Here is a 16,372-nt window from a genome sequence, read left to right as displayed (position 1 = left end):
ATGAAGCCTGTCATCGTCTACTCCAGCGACTACTGCCCCTACTGCATGCGCGCCAAGTACCTGCTCGAGAGCAAGGGCGTGGCCTTCGAGGAAATCAAGGTCGACGGCAAGCCGCAGGTTCGCGCCGAGATGAGTCAGAAAGCCGGCCGCACGTCGGTGCCGCAGATCTGGATCGGCAGCACCCATGTCGGTGGATGCGATGACCTCTATGCCCTGGAGCGCGCGGGCAAGCTCGACGCGTTGCTGGCGGCCTGATTTGCACTGCATTCAAAAACATTAGGATAAGGATCTGACATGACTGACCAACAGACCAACGGCGCTGCTGCAGAAGACAACAGCCCTCAGTTCTCCCTGCAACGCATCTATGTGCGCGACCTGTCGTTCGAGGCCCCGAAAAGCCCGCAGATCTTCCGTCAGACCTGGGAACCGAGCGTTGCCCTGGACCTGAACACCAAGCAGAAATCCCTGGAAGGCGACTTCCACGAGGTCGTGCTGACCCTGTCGGTTACCGTCAAGAACGGTGACGAAGTGGCCTTCATTGCTGAAGTGCAGCAGGCCGGTATCTTCCTGATCGCCAACCTCGATGCGCCTTCGATGAGCCACACCCTGGGTGCGTTCTGCCCGAACATCCTGTTCCCTTATGCCCGTGAGGCCCTGGACAGCCTGGTGACCCGCGGTTCGTTCCCGGCGCTGATGCTGTCGCCGGTCAACTTCGACGCCCTGTACGCGCAAGAAATGCAGCGTATGCAGGAAGCGGGTGAAGCGCCTACTGTGCAGTAATTACTGCTGGTATCAAGAAAGCGCCTCTCGGGGCGCTTTTTTGTTGCCTGTGCGGCCCTCTTCGCGGGTAAACCCGCACCTACAGGGGATCGCGCCGTTCCCTCCACCTGCGTAGGAGCGGGTTTACCCGCGAAGAGGCCCGCACAGGCAACACATCAGCTCCCGGCAAACCCGTTCTGCCGCCACGCCTCATACACCGTCACCGCCACCGTATTGGACAGGTTCAGGCTACGGCACCCCGGCCGCATCGGCAGGCGCAGGCGATGCTCGGCCGGCAGGCTGTCCAGCACCTCGGCCGGCAACCCGCGGCTCTCTGGCCCGAACAGGAAGGCGTCGCCCGGCTGGAAGGCCACTTCGTGGAACGGGTGCGAGCCCTTGGTGGTAAAGGCGAACAACCGTGGGTTGCCAAGGCTTTCCAGGCATCCGGCCAAGCTCTCGTGGCGCTTGAGCGTGGCATACTCGTGGTAGTCCAGCCCTGCGCGGCGCAGGCGCTTGTCATCCAGTTCGAAGCTGATGGGTTCGATCAGGTGCAGGGCGCAGCCGCTGTTGGCGCATAGACGAATGATGTTGCCGGTATTCGGCGGAATTTCTGGTTGAAAAAGGATGACGTGAAACATGCACGGCTCCAAACGTGAAGATGACGGGCATTCTACCCCTGAACCGGACGTGCGTTCGAAGGCCTTCCCACGGGTGATGCTGTCGTTGGCGATCGTCGGCTTGATGGTAGGGCTGATGATCGGTCGCCTGACTACGCCGGACGAGCGTGAACTGCAGCAGGTGCAAGTGATGCAGGATGGCCTGGAGCTGTGGTTCAACGAAGAGCCCAAGCTGCATGGCGAGAACGTGGAAGGGACGGTGGCGTTGCTGTTCCAGGCCCGGGGTAAGGCTCAGCAAGGGCAGCTCAGCCTGCAGGGCAAGCCGGTGAGCTGGCGGGTACAGCACAGCAAGGAAGGTTTGTTGCTGACGGTGGTGGCCGCGCGCCCCCTGCACGGCGAATGGGCCGGTGCAGAGGACGCTGGGCGCTGGCGGGTGCAAGTGAAACTGCACGAATAAAAGAGGGGATATCCCGGCCTGCCTGTACCAGGGTCCCCAAAAGGGGTACTGCGTATAAAGGGGGGATGCCCGGCCTGCCTGTACCGAGGTCCCCAAAAGCGGCGGTGCTGCAAATAAAAGAGGGGTTCACCCGGCCTGCCTGTACCAGGGCCCCCGAAACTGGAGATGTATTGCTTATTGCAGGGGGCGTGCCAGTTTTGCAAAAGCCGTGAATACTGGGCTTTGCGGGTGATTTGGCCGGATTTTGAGGGGATTTGTGCCTTCGAGAGGTGCAGCGGGCACAGGAACGGTGCATTCAGAGGGCTGAAATGGCTGGGGCCGCTTTGCGCCCCATCGCGACACAAGGCCGCTCCCACAGGATCGTGGTAGGAGCGGGTTTACCCGCGAATACGGTGGCGGCGGCAACGGTGAATGGCAGGTGGAGATTGGCCAGCAGGCCCGGCCTCTTCGCGGGTGAACCCGCTCCTACGACGACCGCGATGTGTGTCCATCGCATCAGCCTTGGGGGCAGAGGTGATCCTGTGGGAGCGGCCTTGTGTCGCGATGGGCTGCAAAGCAGCCCCAGCAATCTAGAAGGCTAATTCAGCGCTCAGTGGTCATCACCTTCCTCATCATCCCCACCAGCCACATTCATCCCCAGCTCCTTGATCTTGCGTGTCAGGGTGTTGCGCCCCCAACCCAGCAACAGCGCGGCATCGCGACGGCGGCCGGCGGTGTGCTTGAGTGCCGTCTCGATCATGATCCGCTCAAAGCTCGGCACTGCGCTGTCCAGCAGGCTGGTCTGCCCGCGCGCCAAGGCCTGGTCGGCCCACTGGCGCAGGGCCTGCTCCCAGTTGGTCACCGGCGCGGTATCGTGTGGCAGGTTCAGCAGTTCGGGTGGCAGGTCGCCGATCAGCACTTCGCGGCTGGAGGCCATCACGGTGATCCAGCGGCAGGTGTTCTCCATCTGCCGCACATTGCCAGGCCATGGCAGGTTGCGGATGAACTCTTCGGTTTCCGGCTTGAGGATCTTCGGCTCGACTGCCAGCTCCTGGGCCGCCCGGGCAAGGAAGTGGCGGGCGAGGGCGGGGATATCCTCGCGGCGGTCGGCCAGGCGCGGAATATGGATACGGATCACGTTCAGGCGGTGGAACAAGTCCTCACGGAACTTGCCGGCCTGCACCAGTGACTCCAGGTTCTGGTGGGTGGCGGCGATGATGCGCACGTCGACCTTGACCGGCACATGGCCGCCCACGCGGTAGAACTCGCCATCGGCCAGCACACGCAGCAGGCGGGTCTGGGTGTCGGCAGGCATGTCCCCGATTTCGTCGAGGAACAGCGTGCCACCATCGGCCTGCTCGAAACGGCCGCGACGCAAGTTGGCAGCACCTGTGAAGGCGCCTTTCTCATGGCCGAACAGCTCCGACTCCATCAAGTCCTTGGGGATGGCAGCCATGTTCAGGGCAATGAACGGCGATGCTGCGCGCGGGCTGTGCCGGTGCAGGGCGTGGGCCACCAGTTCTTTGCCGGTGCCGGACTCGCCGTTGATCAGCACGGTGATGTTGGAGTGGCTGAGGCGGCCGATGGCGCGGAATACCTCCTGCATCGCCGGGGCTTCACCAATGATTTCCGGGGTGCGCGCCAGGTTCTGTGGCACATCCAGGCCTTGCTGCTCCTGGGCGTGCTGGTTGGCGCGCTTGACCAGCGATACCGCTTCGTCGACGTCGAATGGCTTGGGCAGGTACTCGAAGGCACCGCCTTGGTACGAGGCCACGGCGCTGTCCAGGTCGGAGTGGGCGGTCATTATGATGACCGGCAGGCGCGGGTGCTGCTCGCGGATCTGCGCCAGCAGGTCGAGGCCGCTGGTGCCAGGCATGCGAATGTCGGAAATGATCACGTCGGGTTGCTGGCGTGCCAGGCGCCCCATGACACCGTCTGCGCTGTCGAAGCTCTGGGTGGTCATGCCTTCCTGTTGCAGGGCTTTTTCCAGGACCCAGCGGATGGAGCGATCATCGTCGACGATCCATACGGTTTCACTTCGGCTCATGAGGCGGTGGCTCCTTGTTCCAGAGGCAGGTAAATCGAGAAGGCGGTATGGCCAGCGTGGCTTTCACACTCGATCAGGCCCTGGTGCTGGCTGATGATGTTCTGGGTAATGGCCAGGCCCAGCCCGGTACCGTCCGGGCGGCCACTGACCATGGGATAGAAGAGGGTTTCCTGCAGTTCCGGCGGGATGCCCGGGCCGTTGTCGATGATCTCTACCCGCGCTACCAGGCGGTGACGCACGTGGCCGATGGTGAACTGGCGCAGGGCGCGGCTGCGCAAGGTGATGCGACCCAGGCGCAGTTCATTCTGCGAGCTGATCGCCTGCATGGCGTTGCGCACGATGTTGAGTACGGCCTGAATCATCTGTTCTCGGTCGATCAGCACGTCCGGCAGGCTTGGGTCGTAATCGCGCACCAAAGTGATGCACCCCTGGCTTTCGGCATCGACCAGGCTGCACACCCGCTCCAGCACTTCGTGAATATTGGTCATGGCCAGCGACGGCAGTTTGTTCGAGCCGAGCATGCGGTCGACCAGGTTACGCAAGCGGTCGGCCTCTTCGATGATCACATTGGTGTAGTCGCGCAGCCCTTCCTCAGGCAGTTCGCGGGCCAGTAGCTGGGCCGCTCCGCGGATGCCGCCAAGGGGGTTCTTGATTTCGTGGGCCAGGCCGCGCACCAGCATCTTGGTGGTTTCCTGCTTGCTCAGTTGGGCCTCTTCCTTGGTGATGCGCAGCAACCGGTCACGCGGGTGCACCTCGAGCAACAGCAGGGTCTGGCCTTGATGCAGTATCGGCGTTACCGCGTAGTCGACGGTGATGGTCTGCCCGGTCAGCGATGTAAGCTGCGCTTCACGCTTGGTGAACGGGTGCGCCTGCTCGACCGCCTGGCGCAGCGAACTGAGCGCCTCGGTCGATTCGGTGAACAGCTCGCTGATGAACTGCCCATGGCTGCGCTGGCCACTGACGGCCAGCAGCATTTCTGCGGCCGGGTTCATGTACTCCAGGCGCAGATCGGCGTTGAGCAGCAACGTGGCGGTGGTCAGGTTGTCCAGAAGCAGACGGTGCTGTGCATCGCTGATGGTCATAAGGCGTCGTTGACCTCGTTTGGCGCTTGCCTGGCACTTGGGGCCAGATCCGGGCGTGCTGTGGATCCGCTGATGCGAGACTCTCTTCCTGCAAAAAATGCAAGAAACAAACCAAGGCTCCGAAAAGAAGCGGAAATAGCTGAGAAAGGCCTGGATTTGCGCTCAATCGGATCAAAATTTGCTGAGCGGGCGCTCCGCGCGACCTGTTTTGGGGTGCATGGCGGAGCGTTCGGCGTTGTTATGCACCAATATAGAGCATTGACGCGTCTAGTGTTTCGGACACAGCTGTGCGGTTGCGCGGACCAGGGCAAGGTGGCGTATCGGGTCATTGGTGCGGGCGTGCAGGGCGTTGGCGAGTTTACGCGCGCAGTCCTCTGGAGGGTGCCGGTCGAAGCGCCCCAACTCGAATAGAAGCGTTGCCTGAAGCTTGTCCAGACGAGGTCGCAGTTGGTCGACCAAATCAAGGACGGCTGCTGATGGCCTCTGCTCTAGCGTGACCCAGCGATCGAGCAAGGTGTACTGCATCAGCTTGTTGGCCTCGATCTGGTCGCTGAAGAAAGCTGCGGCGCGTTCAGGGCTGAGGTCATGGTCGGCGGCCTGCTGGCGCACCAGGGCAAGGACTTCGCGCTCGCGCTCGGGCGCTGCTACGGCAAGGTTGTGTTCCCACTTGTGCAGTGCAACCGAGCTGGCCAGGTCCAGTCGGTACTCGATGTTGGATAGGAGTGGGTTGAATTCAGGCTGGGAGGCTTCAGGAGCGATGCAGCCGATCAAGGCAAACGGCAAGCAAAGTGACGTGATGGCCAGGCGCATGGTGTTCTCCATACAGAGGGAGAATGGATTGTGCGCAGTTGACCAACTGCTGCTTGTAGGGGCGTTCTGATTCGCATGTATGAAAACAAAAACGGCCTCCCGAGGGAGGCCGTTTTGATCATGTCATCGGCGCGAGGCGCCAATCAGATCAGCAGCTGTAGTACAGCTCGTATTCCAGCGGGTGTACGAAGGTACGGACCTTGATTTCTTCTTCGCTCTTCAGCTCGATGAAGGCATCGATGAAGTCGTCGGAGAACACGCCGCCCTTGGTCAGGAACGCACGGCCTTTATCCAGCTCTTCCAGAGCTTCTTTCAGGCTGCCGCACACTTGCGGGATGTTCTTGGCTTCTTCTGGTGGCAGGTCGTACAGGTTCTTGTCGGCCGCGTCGCCTGGGTGGATCTTGTTCTGGATGCCGTCCAGGCCAGCCATCAGCAGGGCCGCGAACGCCAGGTACGGGTTGGCCGATGGGTCCGGGAAGCGTGCTTCGATACGGCGGGCTTTCGGGCTGCCAACGTAAGGAATACGGATCGAGGCGGAACGGTTGCGAGCCGAGTAGGCCAGCATTACCGGGGCTTCGAAGCCTGGGACCAGACGCTTGTACGAGTTGGTCGACGGGTTGGTGAAGCCGTTCAGGGCCTTACCGTGCTTGATGATACCGCCGATGAAGTACAGGGCGGTGTCGGACAGGCCGGCATAGCCTTCACCCGAGAAGGTGTTCTTGCCGTCTTTCCAGATCGACATGTGCACGTGCATGCCCGAGCCGTTGTCGCCATACAGTGGCTTCGGCATGAAGGTGGCGGTACGGCCGTAAGCGTCGGCAACGTTGTGCACGACGTATTTCAGCGCCTGTACTTCGTCAGCCTTCTTCACCAGGGTGTTGAACTTGACGCCGATTTCGTTCTGGCCGGCAGTCGCCACTTCGTGGTGGTGAACTTCAACGGTCTGGCCCATTTCTTCCAGGGCGTTGCACATGGCAGTACGGATTTCGTGGTCGTGGTCGAACGGCGGAACCGGGAAGTAGCCGCCTTTCACGCCTGGACGGTGGCCTTTGTTGCCGCCTTCCACGTCAGCGCCGGTCATCCACGAGCCCTGCTCGGAGAAGATCTTGAACATCGAACCGGAGATGTCCGAGTGGAACTTCACTTCGTCGAAGATGAAGAACTCAGGCTCTGGGCCAGCGAATACGGTATCACCGATGCCGGTGCTCTTCAGGTACTCTTCAGCGCGCTTGGCGATGGCGCGTGGGTCGCGGTCGTAGCCCTGCATGCTCGACGGGTCGACGATGTCGCAGGTGATGATCAGGGTTGGTTCTTCGGTGAACGGGTCCAGAACGGCGGTTTCGTCGACCGGCATCAGGATCATGTCGGAAGCTTCGATACCTTTCCAGCCAGCGATGGAGGAACCGTCGAACATCTTGCCGACTTCGAAGAAGTCTTCGTCCAGCGCATCACGCGACGGCATGGTCACGTGGTGCTGAATGCCTTTGGTGTCCGTGAAACGCAGATCAATCCACTTGACGTCATGATCTTTGATGAGTTGAACCGACTTCGACATGTTGTCCTCCGGATGGTCTAGAGCGCGGTGGGCCGCTGCCCTGGAAAAAGGGTGTTGCCGGGCGCGGATAGTCGGCCAAGCTTACCTGCCTCACAAGGGAGCAAATTGCATGCCAGTGCCCGAAAATGGCGAGGGTGGGATAAAAGGGGGCGTTTGCGGGCATTTGGCGTTGGGTTAGCGGGTGAAAGTGCACTCTTACGATGCGTTTTTTGATCGTGTCGCACCAATAGGGTGCGTGGCGTGTGGTGTGCCAGCTTCTAGGGCCTCTTCGCGGGTAAACCCGCTCCTACGGGCGGGTTTGCCCGCGAAAGGGCCGGAACAGGCGCTGCAAAACCTGGCCTCTGCATTTATCTCAAAGCTTCTGATCAAAAGTTGGTCAAATCCTGAGCAATTTCCGATATAATTCGCGCCCCTCATTTTCGGCAGGCCCTGCGCGCGCTGTTAACCAATGAAACTTATCGTCAAAGTCTTCCCAGAAATCACCATCAAAAGCCGGCCGGTGCGCAAGCGCTTCATCCGCCAGCTTGGCAAGAACATCCGCAACGTGCTCAAGGATCTCGACCCTGAGCTCGCGGTCGATGGTGTCTGGGACAATCTCGAGGTGGTCACCCGCGTCGAAGACGAAAAAGTCCAGCGCGAGATGATCGAACGCCTCACCTGCACCCCGGGTATCACCCACTTCCTGCAGGTAGAGGAATACCCGCTGGGTGACTTCGACGACATCGTCGCCAAGTGCAAGCACCACTTCGGCCACCTGCTGGCCGGCAAGCACTTCGCCGTGCGCTGCAAGCGCGGTGGCCACCATGACTTCACCTCGATGGACGTCGACCGTTACGTCGGCAGCCAGCTGCGCCAGCAGTGTGGCGCCGCCGGGATCGAGCTGAAAAAGCCTGAAGTGCTGGTGCGCATCGAAATCCGCGACCAGCGCCTGTACGTGATCCACAACCAGCACAATGGCATCGGCGGTTATCCGCTGGGTGCCCTGGAGCAGACCCTGGTGCTGATGTCCGGTGGTTTCGACTCCACCGTTGCGGCCTACCAGATGATGCGCCGCGGCCTGATGACCCACTTCTGCTTCTTCAACCTCGGCGGCCGTGCCCACGAGCTGGGCGTGATGGAAGTGGCCCATTACCTGTGGAAAAAGTACGGCAGCAGCCAGCGCGTACTGTTCATCAGCGTGCCGTTCGAAGAAGTGGTTGGCGAGATCCTCAACAAGGTCGACAACAGCTACATGGGCGTGACCCTCAAGCGCATGATGCTGCGCGGCGCCGCCCATATGGCCGACCGTCTGCAGATCGACGCGCTGGTGACCGGCGAAGCGATTTCCCAGGTGTCCAGCCAGACCCTGCCGAACCTGTCGATCATCGACTCGGCCACCGACAAGCTGGTGCTGCGCCCGCTGCTGGCCAGCCACAAGCAGGACATCATCGACCAGGCCACCGAAATCGGCACCGCGGACTTTGCCAAGCACATGCCGGAATACTGCGGCGTGATCTCGGTAAACCCGACCACCCATGCCAAGCGTCACCGCATGGAGCACGAAGAAAAGCAGTTCGACATGGCCGTGCTGGAGCGCGCTCTTGAGCGCGCCAAGTTCATTTCCATCGATCATGTGATCGATGAGCTGGGCAAGGACATCGAAATCGAGGAAGTGGCCGAGGCGCTGCCAGGCCAGATCGTCATCGACATTCGCCACCCCGATGCCCAGGAAGACGAACCTCTGGTACTGGAAGGTATCGAAGTCCAGGCCATGCCGTTCTACGCCATCAACAGCAAGTTCAAGCACCTGGACCCCACGCGCCAGTACTTGCTGTATTGCGACAAGGGTGTGATGAGCCGTTTGCACGCACACCATCTGCTCAGTGAGGGACATGCCAATGTGCGTGTTTATCGTCCGACATAAGACGCCGGGGCTGTATGGCGGCAGTATTCGCCATCGCCCTCCCGACCGCCGGGCCCGCTGAGCCTTAAACGGTACATATTGGCCGCCTACACTGGGCGGCAACCGAATCCTCTGATCGAGATACACTTGTGATCGAAAATCTGCGTAACATCGCCATCATCGCCCACGTTGACCATGGTAAAACCACTCTGGTCGACAAACTCCTGCGTCAGTCCGGCACTCTGGAGCGTAACGAGCTCAATGACGAGCGCGTCATGGACTCCAACGACCAGGAAAAAGAGCGCGGTATTACCATTCTGGCGAAAAACACCGCCATCAACTGGAACGGCTACCACATCAACATCGTCGACACCCCCGGCCACGCCGACTTCGGTGGCGAGGTTGAGCGTGTAATGTCGATGGTCGACTCCGTGCTGCTGCTGGTCGACGCCCAGGACGGCCCGATGCCGCAAACCCGCTTCGTGACCAAGAAGGCTTTCGAAGCCGGCCTGAAGCCAATCGTCGTGATCAACAAGGTTGACCGTCCGGGCGCGCGTCCTGACTGGGTTCTGGACCAGATCTTCGACCTGTTCGACAACCTCGGTGCCACCGACGAACAGCTGGACTTCAAAGTGGTCTACGCCTCGGCCCTGAACGGCATTGCCGGCCTGGACCACACTGCCATGGCCGAAGACATGACCCCGCTGTACCAGTCGATCATCGACAACGTACCAGCACCGTCTGTTGACCGCGACGGCCCGTTCCAGATGCAGATCTCCGCACTGGACTACAACAGCTTCCTCGGCGTGATCGGTGTTGGCCGCATCGCCCGTGGCCGCGTCAAGCCGAACACCCCGGTTGTCGCCATCGACACCAACGGCAAGAAGCGCAACGGCCGTATCCTGAAGCTGATGGGTCACCACGGTCTGCACCGCGTTGACGTCGAAGAAGCCCAGGCTGGCGATATCGTCTGCATCAGCGGTTTCGATGAGCTGTTCATCTCCGACACCCTGTGCGCCCCGGATGCGGTAGAAGCGATGAAGCCGCTGACCGTTGACGAGCCGACCGTTTCGATGACCTTCCAGGTCAACGACTCGCCGTTCTGCGGTAAAGAAGGCAAGTTCGTCACCAGCCGTAACATCAAGGACCGTCTGGACAAGGAGCTGCTGTACAACGTTGCCCTGCGCGTTCAGGAGACCGACTCCCCAGACAAGTTCAAGGTTTCGGGCCGTGGTGAGCTGCACCTGTCGGTGCTGATCGAAACCATGCGTCGTGAAGGCTTCGAAATGGCCGTGGGCCGTCCTGAAGTGATCATCCGCGAAGTCGACGGCGTGAAGCAGGAGCCGTTCGAGAACGTCACCATCGACATCCCTGAAGAATCCCAGGGCAAGGTCATGGAAGAGATGGGTCTGCGTAAAGGCGACCTGACCAACATGGTTCCGGATGGCAAGGGCCGTGTTCGTCTGGAGTACAACATTCCAGCCCGTGGTCTGATCGGTTTCCGTAACCAGTTCCTGACCCTGACCAACGGTGCAGGCATCCTGACCTCGATCTTCGATCGCTACGACACCATGAAGTCGGGCCAGATGTCCGGCCGCCTCAACGGCGTACTGGTTTCGGTCGAGACCGGCAAGGCACTGACCTACTCGCTGGAAACCCTGCAGGCTCGCGGCAAGCTGTTCGTTGAACACGGCCAGGAGATCTACAACGGTCAGATCATTGGCCTGAACAGCCGTGACAACGACCTGGGCGTGAACCCGACCAAAGGCAAGAAGCTCGACAACATGCGTGCTTCGGGCAAAGACGAAGTCATCGCCCTGGTACCGCCAGTTCGCCACACCCTCGAGCAGGCCCTGGAATTCATCCAGGATGACGAGCTGTGCGAAGTGACTCCTAAGTCGATCCGTCTGCGCAAGAAGATCCTGGACGAAGGCGAGCGTACCCGCGCAGCCAAGAAAGCCAAGAACTGAGTTAGCTCAGGCTGAATGAAAACGCCCCCGGTCGAAAGGCCGGGGGCGTTTTAGTTTGTCTGGGTTTTTTGTGCTGGTGGTACCGGCCTCTTCGCGGGTAAACCCGCTCCTACAGGATCCACAAAGGTCAAGACCTGTAGGAGCGGGTTTACCCGCGAAGAGGCCGGTGCAGGCAATAGATCAACGCCCAACCACCTTGGGCTTGTAGGCGCAATACCCCGGCCGCGGCCCGACCTTGGGGTGGTTGCGGCAGGTATCCGGGCGCTTGTCATAAATGGTGCACAGGCGGCTTTTACGATCCAGGTACATGCAGTCGTCGTTGCTCATCCGGGTCAGGGTGAATATCCCCGACTTCTGGTTGAAGCGCTCGATGATGCCTTCTTTTTGCAGGCGTTTGGCCACGTTCTTGGGTGGTTCGTCTTTTTCGAACTCGTCGACCACGCCGATACGGATCAGATCCTTGATCTTCACCTCTACCGGCAGGGTGCAGCAGGTCGAATGGCAGCCGTGGCACATGTGGCTGGCGTAGCGCTGCCAAGTCTCCAGGCGGTCGACTTCGGCGGCGGCGATCAGGGTCGTTTTCATCTTTATAGGGTGGATCACGGTCTTGGGGCGCGCGATGATACCGGAATTGTTCAATTTATGAACAACCTTTTGCCGGAATCGCAGAGTGGGCATGAAAACTGCGAACCGTAACTGTCGCTCCCTGTCGAAGGGTCTAGTCTCATCACTCTCCCTCCGCTTTCGTCAACTTGCCCGAGGATGCCGCATGTCCCAGGAACCCAAAGCACGTGACGCCGAAGTCGCGGATTTTCGTGCCGCTGTACTGAACAAGCTGACCTACGCGGTCGGCAAGGACCCCGAGCATGCCTTCGACCATGACTGGTTCGAAGCCATTGCCCTGGCCGCGCGCGATCATATGGTCGACCACTGGATGGATCACACCCGGCAGGCCTATCGGCGCAGCCAGAAGCGGGTCTACTACCTTTCCCTGGAGTTTCTCATCGGCCGCTTGCTGTATGACAGCCTGAGCAACCTGGGCCTGCTGGACATCGCGCGCGATGCGCTGGAGGGGCTGGATGTGGACCTCGAGCGCATTCGCCTGCTCGAGCCGGACGCCGCGCTGGGCAATGGCGGCCTTGGCCGTCTGGCGGCGTGCTTCATGGAGAGCATGTCTACCTTGGGTATCGCTGCCCATGGTTACGGCATCCGCTACGAGCACGGGCTGTTCCGTCAGGCCGTGGTCGATGGCTGGCAGCAGGAGCAGACCGAAAACTGGCTGGATTTCGGCAACCCCTGGGAGTTCGAGCGCGCCGAGGTGATCTACCCGATCAGCTTTGGCGGCAGTGTCGAAACGGTCCACGATGCAAGCGGTGCCCAGCGCCAGGTATGGTGGCCTGGCGAGACGGTGCGGGCGGTGGCCTACGACACGCCGGTAGTCGGCTGGCGCGGATCCAGCGTCAACACCCTGCGCCTTTGGCGGGCGCGGGCACTGGAAGAGCTCCACCTGGAGCGCTTCAACGCCGGTGATCACTTGGGGGCTGTGGCTGAAGTGGCGCGTGCCGAGAGCATTTCGCGTGTGCTTTACCCGGCCGACAGTACCGAGGCTGGCCAGGAACTGCGCCTTCGCCAAGAGTACTTTTTCGTCTCGGCTTCGCTGCAGGACTTGCTGCGGCGCCACCTGAACATGCACAAGGACCTGCTCAACCTGCCTGATGCAGCGGCCATCCAGCTAAACGACACCCACCCTTCGATTGCGGTGGCGGAGCTGATGCGGTTGCTAGTGGACCAGCACGAAGTGCCTTGGGAAAAGGCCTGGGAGCTGACCGTCGGCACGCTCGCCTACACCAACCACACCCTGTTGCCAGAAGCCCTGGAAACCTGGCCGGTAGCGCTGATGGAGCGCATGTTGCCGCGGCACATGCAGATCATCTACCTGATCAATGCCTACCATATCGATGCGTTGCGGGCCAAAGGCCTGCACGATTTCGACGTGCTGCGCGCGGTTTCGCTGATCGAGGAAGACAACGGCCGACGGGTGCGCATGGGCAACCTGGCGTTTCTTGGCTCGCACAGCGTCAACGGCGTGTCGGCGCTGCACAGCAAGTTGATGAAGAGCACGGTGTTCTCCGAGCTGCACAAGCTCTACCCGAAACGGATCAACAACAAGACCAACGGCATTACCTTCCGCCGCTGGTTGTACCAGTCCAACCCCCAGTTGACCGAGATGCTGGTCGAGGCACTTGGGCCGGAACTCAAGGACGACCCGCAGACGCGGCTGGCGGGCCTGGTGCCGTTCGCCGACAAAGCCGCTTTTCGCAAGCAGTTCGCTGCCCAGCGGCTGCACAGCAAGCGTGCCCTGGCCAGCATCATTCAGGATCGCATCGGCGTCACGGTCAACCCCGAGGCGCTATTCGATGTTCAGGTCAAACGCATTCACGAATACAAGCGCCAGCTGCTCAACCTGCTGCACACCGTTGCACTGTACCAGGCCATACGCAATGACCCTGGCACCAACTGGGTGCCACGGGTGAAGATCTTCGCTGGCAAGGCTGCGGCCAGTTACCACCAGGCCAAATTGATCATCAAACTGGCAAACGACATCGCCCGGGTGGTGAACAACGACCCGACGGTGCGCGGCCTGCTGAAGGTGGTATTCCTGCCCAACTACAACGTCAGCCTGGCCGAGAGCATCATCCCGGCGGCCGACCTTTCCGAGCAGATATCCACCGCAGGTTACGAAGCGTCCGGTACCAGCAACATGAAGTTCGGCCTCAATGGTGCGCTGACCATCGGCACTCTGGATGGCGCCAATGTGGAGATGTGCGAGCAGGTGGGGGCCGACAACATGTTCATCTTCGGCCTGACCGCGCAGCAGGTTGAAACGCGTAAGCGTGCCGGTGACTTTGGTGCCGGCACCGCCATAGCCGCTTCCAGCCGCTTGAGCGATGTGTTGCAGGCTATTCGCAGTGGTGTGTTCTCGCCAGATGACCCCTCTCGTTACACCGGGTTGATCGACGGCCTGATCGCCTACGACCGCTTCCTGCTGTGCGCCGATTTCGATGCCTACTGGGATGCTCAGCGCCGGGTCGAGGATCTGTGGCACACACCGCAGGAGTGGTGGCGCAAGGCGGTGCTCAATACCGCGCGGATGGGCTGGTTCTCGTCGGATCGGACCATTCGCGAGTATGCGACCGAGATCTGGAAGGCGCTGGATTGAGGCAGGCCTGTGCTGGCTTGATCGCGGGTAAACCCGCTCCTGCAGGGCCCTCATAAGCCTGTAGAAGCGGGCGCGCCCGCGAATCGCCCCACAACCAGACCACCGGCCTGGCGAAGGCTGAACTACCGACCTATTGTGCCGTCTGAGAGCCGTGGCGAGTCTCATCACTCGCTAGCCCGTCACTCTCCCTGTAAACTGCGTGGGTTTTTCATCCCCCCAATCCGTTCGGAGCCATACATGTCCCGCGTTACCCTGAGTCGCTATCTGATTGAGCAGACCCGCAGCAACAACACCCCTGCCGATCTGCGCTTCCTGATCGAAGTGGTAGCGCGTGCGTGCAAGGAAATCAGCCACCACGTGTCCAAAGGCGCCCTCGGTGGTGTGCTGGGCAGCATGGGCACTGAAAACGTGCAGGGCGAGGTCCAGAAGAAACTGGACGTGATTTCCAACGATATCCTGCTGGAAGCCAACGAGTGGGGCGGTCACCTGGCTGGCATGGCTTCCGAAGAAATGGACAACGCGTACCAGATCCCGGGCAGGTACCCGAAAGGCGCCTACCTGCTGGTCTTCGACCCGCTGGACGGTTCGTCGAACATCGACGTCAACGTGTCGGTCGGTACCATCTTCTCGGTTCTGCGTTGCCCTAACCAGTACCTGAGCCAGAACGAAAGCCTCAACGAAGAAGCGTTCCTGCAGCCAGGTACCGAGCAGGTTGCTGCCGGTTATGCCATCTACGGCCCGCAGACCATGCTGATCCTGACCCTGGGCAACGGCGTCAAGGGCTTCACCCTGGATCGCGAACTGGGCAGCTTCGTGCTGACCCACGAAAACATCCGCGTACCGGAGACCACCGCCGAGTTCGCCATCAACATGTCCAACCAGCGTCACTGGGAAGCCCCGGTACAGCGCTATGTGGGCGAACTGCTGGCAGGCGAGACCGGCCCGCTGAAGAAGAACTACAACATGCGCTGGATCGCCTCGATGGTGGCCGACGTGCACCGCATCCTGACCCGTGGCGGCCTGTTCATGTACCCACGTGACGCCCGCGAACCAAGCAAGCCGGGCAAGCTGCGCCTGATGTACGAAGCCAACCCGATGTCGTTCATCATCGAACAGGCCGGTGGCGCTTCCACCAACGGTTACGATCGCATCCTCGACATCAAGCCAGAAAGCCTGCACCAGCGCGTGTCGGTGATTCTCGGCTCGAAGGAAGAGGTCGAGCGCGTCACCGCTTACCACAAGGAGTAAGTCATGCTCGCACCTTGGCAGCCGTTGCTGGAATGGTGGTTCGGTTGGGGCACCAGTGCCCAGGCCGTGGCTGACGAGAAGAGCACGCTGTGGTTCGGCAAGCATTACGATGCCGACGCCCATGCGCTGTTTGGCGACCTGGTCGAGCACGCCCTGGCGGGTGGGCTCGAAGAGTGGCAGCAAAGCCCGCAGGGCTGGCTGGGCCTGCTGATTTTGCTCGACCAGCTGCCACGCATGATCTACCGCGACACGCCGCGTGCCTTCGACGGCGACCGGCGTGCCCAGGTAGTCGCCATGCAGGGCCTGCAGAAGGGCTGGGACTACCAGCTGCTGCCGATCCAGCGCGTGTTCGTGCTGCTGGTACTGGAGCATGCCGAAGTGCTGGACTGGCAGAACCTGTGCGTGGAGCGTTATCGAATGCTGCTGGACGAACAGCCCGAGGCCAACCGCCGGCTGTTCGAAGGCTTCCTCGACTATGCCGAGCAGCACCAGCGGGTAATTGCCCGCTTCGGGCGCTTCCCGCACCGCAACCTGGTGCTGGAGCGGCCGAGCACCAGCGAAGAGATGGACTTTTTGCTGGAGCCTGGCTCCCGGTTCTGAGGCCCAGGGGGCCTGCTGCGCAGGCATCGCGACGCAAGGCCGCTCCAACGGGGGCGGCCTTTTTTATTGGGCACATGATTAATGCTTTGTGATTAATCGCACAGTAGTGGCCATCCGACCAATGGTGTAGGGGCATAGGGGGTGGA

Annotated in this window: 14 protein-coding genes; 8 read left to right on the top strand and 6 right to left on the bottom strand. The window is 60.9% G+C overall.

The features are described 5' to 3' along the window. The gene (gene grxC, locus PRJ_RS25630) at positions 1 to 255 is read left to right on the top strand and encodes a glutaredoxin 3 (RefSeq protein ID WP_003249204.1); all 255 of its coding nucleotides are present in this window, start codon (positions 1 to 3) and stop codon (positions 253 to 255) included. A gap of 39 nt (positions 256 to 294) precedes the next feature. Then, positions 295 to 780, top strand: a complete 486-nt coding sequence (gene secB / locus PRJ_RS25625) for a protein-export chaperone SecB (RefSeq protein WP_003249206.1) — start codon at positions 295 to 297, stop codon at positions 778 to 780. A 155-nt stretch (positions 781 to 935) separates the two neighbouring features. Here the strand turns inward: secB and trmL are convergent, their stop codons facing one another. After that, positions 936 to 1,397 carry a tRNA (uridine(34)/cytosine(34)/5-carboxymethylaminomethyluridine(34)-2'-O)-methyltransferase TrmL gene (gene trmL, locus PRJ_RS25620; protein ID WP_003249209.1) on the bottom strand — a complete coding sequence of 154 codons (462 nt, stop codon included), beginning with the start codon at positions 1,395 to 1,397 and terminating at the stop codon, positions 936 to 938. Between trmL and PRJ_RS25615 the strand changes: the two genes are divergently transcribed. Beyond that, the gene (locus PRJ_RS25615) at positions 1,396 to 1,833 is read left to right on the top strand and encodes a hypothetical protein (protein WP_104962706.1); all 438 of its coding nucleotides are present in this window, start codon (positions 1,396 to 1,398) and stop codon (positions 1,831 to 1,833) included. The two genes, trmL and PRJ_RS25615, sit on opposite strands and share 2 nt — an antisense overlap. A 589-nt stretch (positions 1,834 to 2,422) precedes the next feature. Here the strand turns inward: PRJ_RS25615 and ntrC are convergent. From ntrC to glnA, 4 genes are all read right to left on the bottom strand, one after another. Then, entirely contained in the window at positions 2,423 to 3,859 is a 1,437-nt protein-coding gene (gene ntrC, locus PRJ_RS25610) for a nitrogen regulation protein NR(I) (RefSeq protein WP_104962705.1), read from the bottom strand. Next, on the bottom strand, positions 3,856 to 4,941 hold the full coding sequence (glnL, locus tag PRJ_RS25605) for a nitrogen regulation protein NR(II) (protein ID WP_104962704.1): 1,086 nt from the start codon (positions 4,939 to 4,941) through the stop codon (positions 3,856 to 3,858). Before glnL ends, ntrC begins: the two co-directional genes overlap by 4 nt. A gap of 267 nt (positions 4,942 to 5,208) precedes the next feature. Then, entirely contained in the window at positions 5,209 to 5,751 is a 543-nt protein-coding gene (gene aroQ, locus PRJ_RS25600; RefSeq protein ID WP_104962703.1) for a gamma subclass chorismate mutase AroQ, read from the bottom strand. Positions 5,752 to 5,899: 148 nt separating this feature from the next. Beyond that, a complete protein-coding gene (gene glnA, locus PRJ_RS25595; RefSeq protein WP_003249219.1) occupies positions 5,900 to 7,306 on the bottom strand; it encodes a type I glutamate--ammonia ligase in 1,407 nt (468 codons plus the stop codon). 448 nt (positions 7,307 to 7,754) lie between these two features. Here glnA and thiI point away from each other — a divergent pair, with 448 nt between their 5' ends. Beyond that, complete coding sequence (gene thiI / locus PRJ_RS25590; RefSeq protein WP_003249221.1) at positions 7,755 to 9,209, top strand: tRNA uracil 4-sulfurtransferase ThiI; 1,455 nt, start codon at positions 7,755 to 7,757, stop codon at positions 9,207 to 9,209. A gap of 128 nt (positions 9,210 to 9,337) precedes the next feature. Then, positions 9,338 to 11,158, top strand: coding sequence for a translational GTPase TypA (gene typA / locus PRJ_RS25585; RefSeq protein ID WP_003249222.1), 1,821 nt, complete (start codon positions 9,338 to 9,340; stop codon positions 11,156 to 11,158). 180 nt (positions 11,159 to 11,338) lie between these two features. On the opposite strand, the gene PRJ_RS25580 is transcribed toward typA, so the two are convergent. Then, positions 11,339 to 11,743 carry a YkgJ family cysteine cluster protein gene (locus PRJ_RS25580; RefSeq protein ID WP_049870388.1) on the bottom strand — a complete coding sequence of 135 codons (405 nt, stop codon included), beginning with the start codon at positions 11,741 to 11,743 and terminating at the stop codon, positions 11,339 to 11,341. A gap of 184 nt (positions 11,744 to 11,927) precedes the next feature. On the opposite strand from PRJ_RS25580, the gene PRJ_RS25575 reads away from it, so the two are divergent. The 3 genes from PRJ_RS25575 (at position 11,928) to PRJ_RS25565 (ending at position 16,226) form a co-directional block, all read left to right on the top strand. Continuing rightward, positions 11,928 to 14,378: a glycogen/starch/alpha-glucan phosphorylase gene (locus PRJ_RS25575; protein WP_104962702.1), complete on the top strand. Its 2,451-nt coding sequence runs from the start codon at positions 11,928 to 11,930 to the stop codon at positions 14,376 to 14,378. Positions 14,379 to 14,615: 237 nt separating this feature from the next. Then, positions 14,616 to 15,626 (top strand): class 1 fructose-bisphosphatase, encoded by a 1,011-nt coding sequence (locus PRJ_RS25570; RefSeq protein ID WP_010955595.1) that lies wholly within the window; start codon positions 14,616 to 14,618, stop codon positions 15,624 to 15,626. 3 nt (positions 15,627 to 15,629) lie between these two features. Beyond that, positions 15,630 to 16,226: a DUF924 family protein gene (locus PRJ_RS25565; protein WP_020190971.1), complete on the top strand. Its 597-nt coding sequence runs from the start codon at positions 15,630 to 15,632 to the stop codon at positions 16,224 to 16,226. Positions 16,227 to 16,372 lie beyond the last annotated feature (146 nt).

Origin of the sequence: Pseudomonas sp. XWY-1 (genome assembly GCF_002953115.1) — a bacterium.
GTDB lineage: Bacteria > Pseudomonadota > Gammaproteobacteria > Pseudomonadales > Pseudomonadaceae > Aquipseudomonas > Aquipseudomonas alloputida.
Note: the sequence above shows the minus strand (reverse complement) of the source record. Positions and strands in the feature narration are given on the sequence as shown.

What these genes read in the sequence shown, in the direction of transcription:
- PRJ_RS25615 (WP_104962706.1), top strand. Translation starts at nt 1,396, where the DNA reads ATGCACGGCTCCAAACGTGAAGATGACGGGCATTCTACCCCTGAACCG.
- PRJ_RS25580 (WP_049870388.1), bottom strand. Translation starts at nt 11,743, where the DNA reads ATGAAAACGACCCTGATCGCCGCCGCCGAAGTCGACCGCCTGGAGACT.
- trmL (WP_003249209.1), bottom strand. Translation starts at nt 1,397, where the DNA reads ATGTTTCACGTCATCCTTTTTCAACCAGAAATTCCGCCGAATACCGGC.
- aroQ (WP_104962703.1), bottom strand. Translation starts at nt 5,751, where the DNA reads ATGCGCCTGGCCATCACGTCACTTTGCTTGCCGTTTGCCTTGATCGGC.
- thiI (WP_003249221.1), top strand. Translation starts at nt 7,755, where the DNA reads ATGAAACTTATCGTCAAAGTCTTCCCAGAAATCACCATCAAAAGCCGG.
- secB (WP_003249206.1), top strand. Translation starts at nt 295, where the DNA reads ATGACTGACCAACAGACCAACGGCGCTGCTGCAGAAGACAACAGCCCT.
- grxC (WP_003249204.1), top strand. Translation starts at nt 1, where the DNA reads ATGAAGCCTGTCATCGTCTACTCCAGCGACTACTGCCCCTACTGCATG.
- PRJ_RS25570 (WP_010955595.1), top strand. Translation starts at nt 14,616, where the DNA reads ATGTCCCGCGTTACCCTGAGTCGCTATCTGATTGAGCAGACCCGCAGC.
- glnA (WP_003249219.1), bottom strand. Translation starts at nt 7,306, where the DNA reads ATGTCGAAGTCGGTTCAACTCATCAAAGATCATGACGTCAAGTGGATT.
- glnL (WP_104962704.1), bottom strand. Translation starts at nt 4,941, where the DNA reads ATGACCATCAGCGATGCACAGCACCGTCTGCTTCTGGACAACCTGACC.
- ntrC (WP_104962705.1), bottom strand. Translation starts at nt 3,859, where the DNA reads ATGAGCCGAAGTGAAACCGTATGGATCGTCGACGATGATCGCTCCATC.
- PRJ_RS25575 (WP_104962702.1), top strand. Translation starts at nt 11,928, where the DNA reads ATGTCCCAGGAACCCAAAGCACGTGACGCCGAAGTCGCGGATTTTCGT.
- PRJ_RS25565 (WP_020190971.1), top strand. Translation starts at nt 15,630, where the DNA reads ATGCTCGCACCTTGGCAGCCGTTGCTGGAATGGTGGTTCGGTTGGGGC.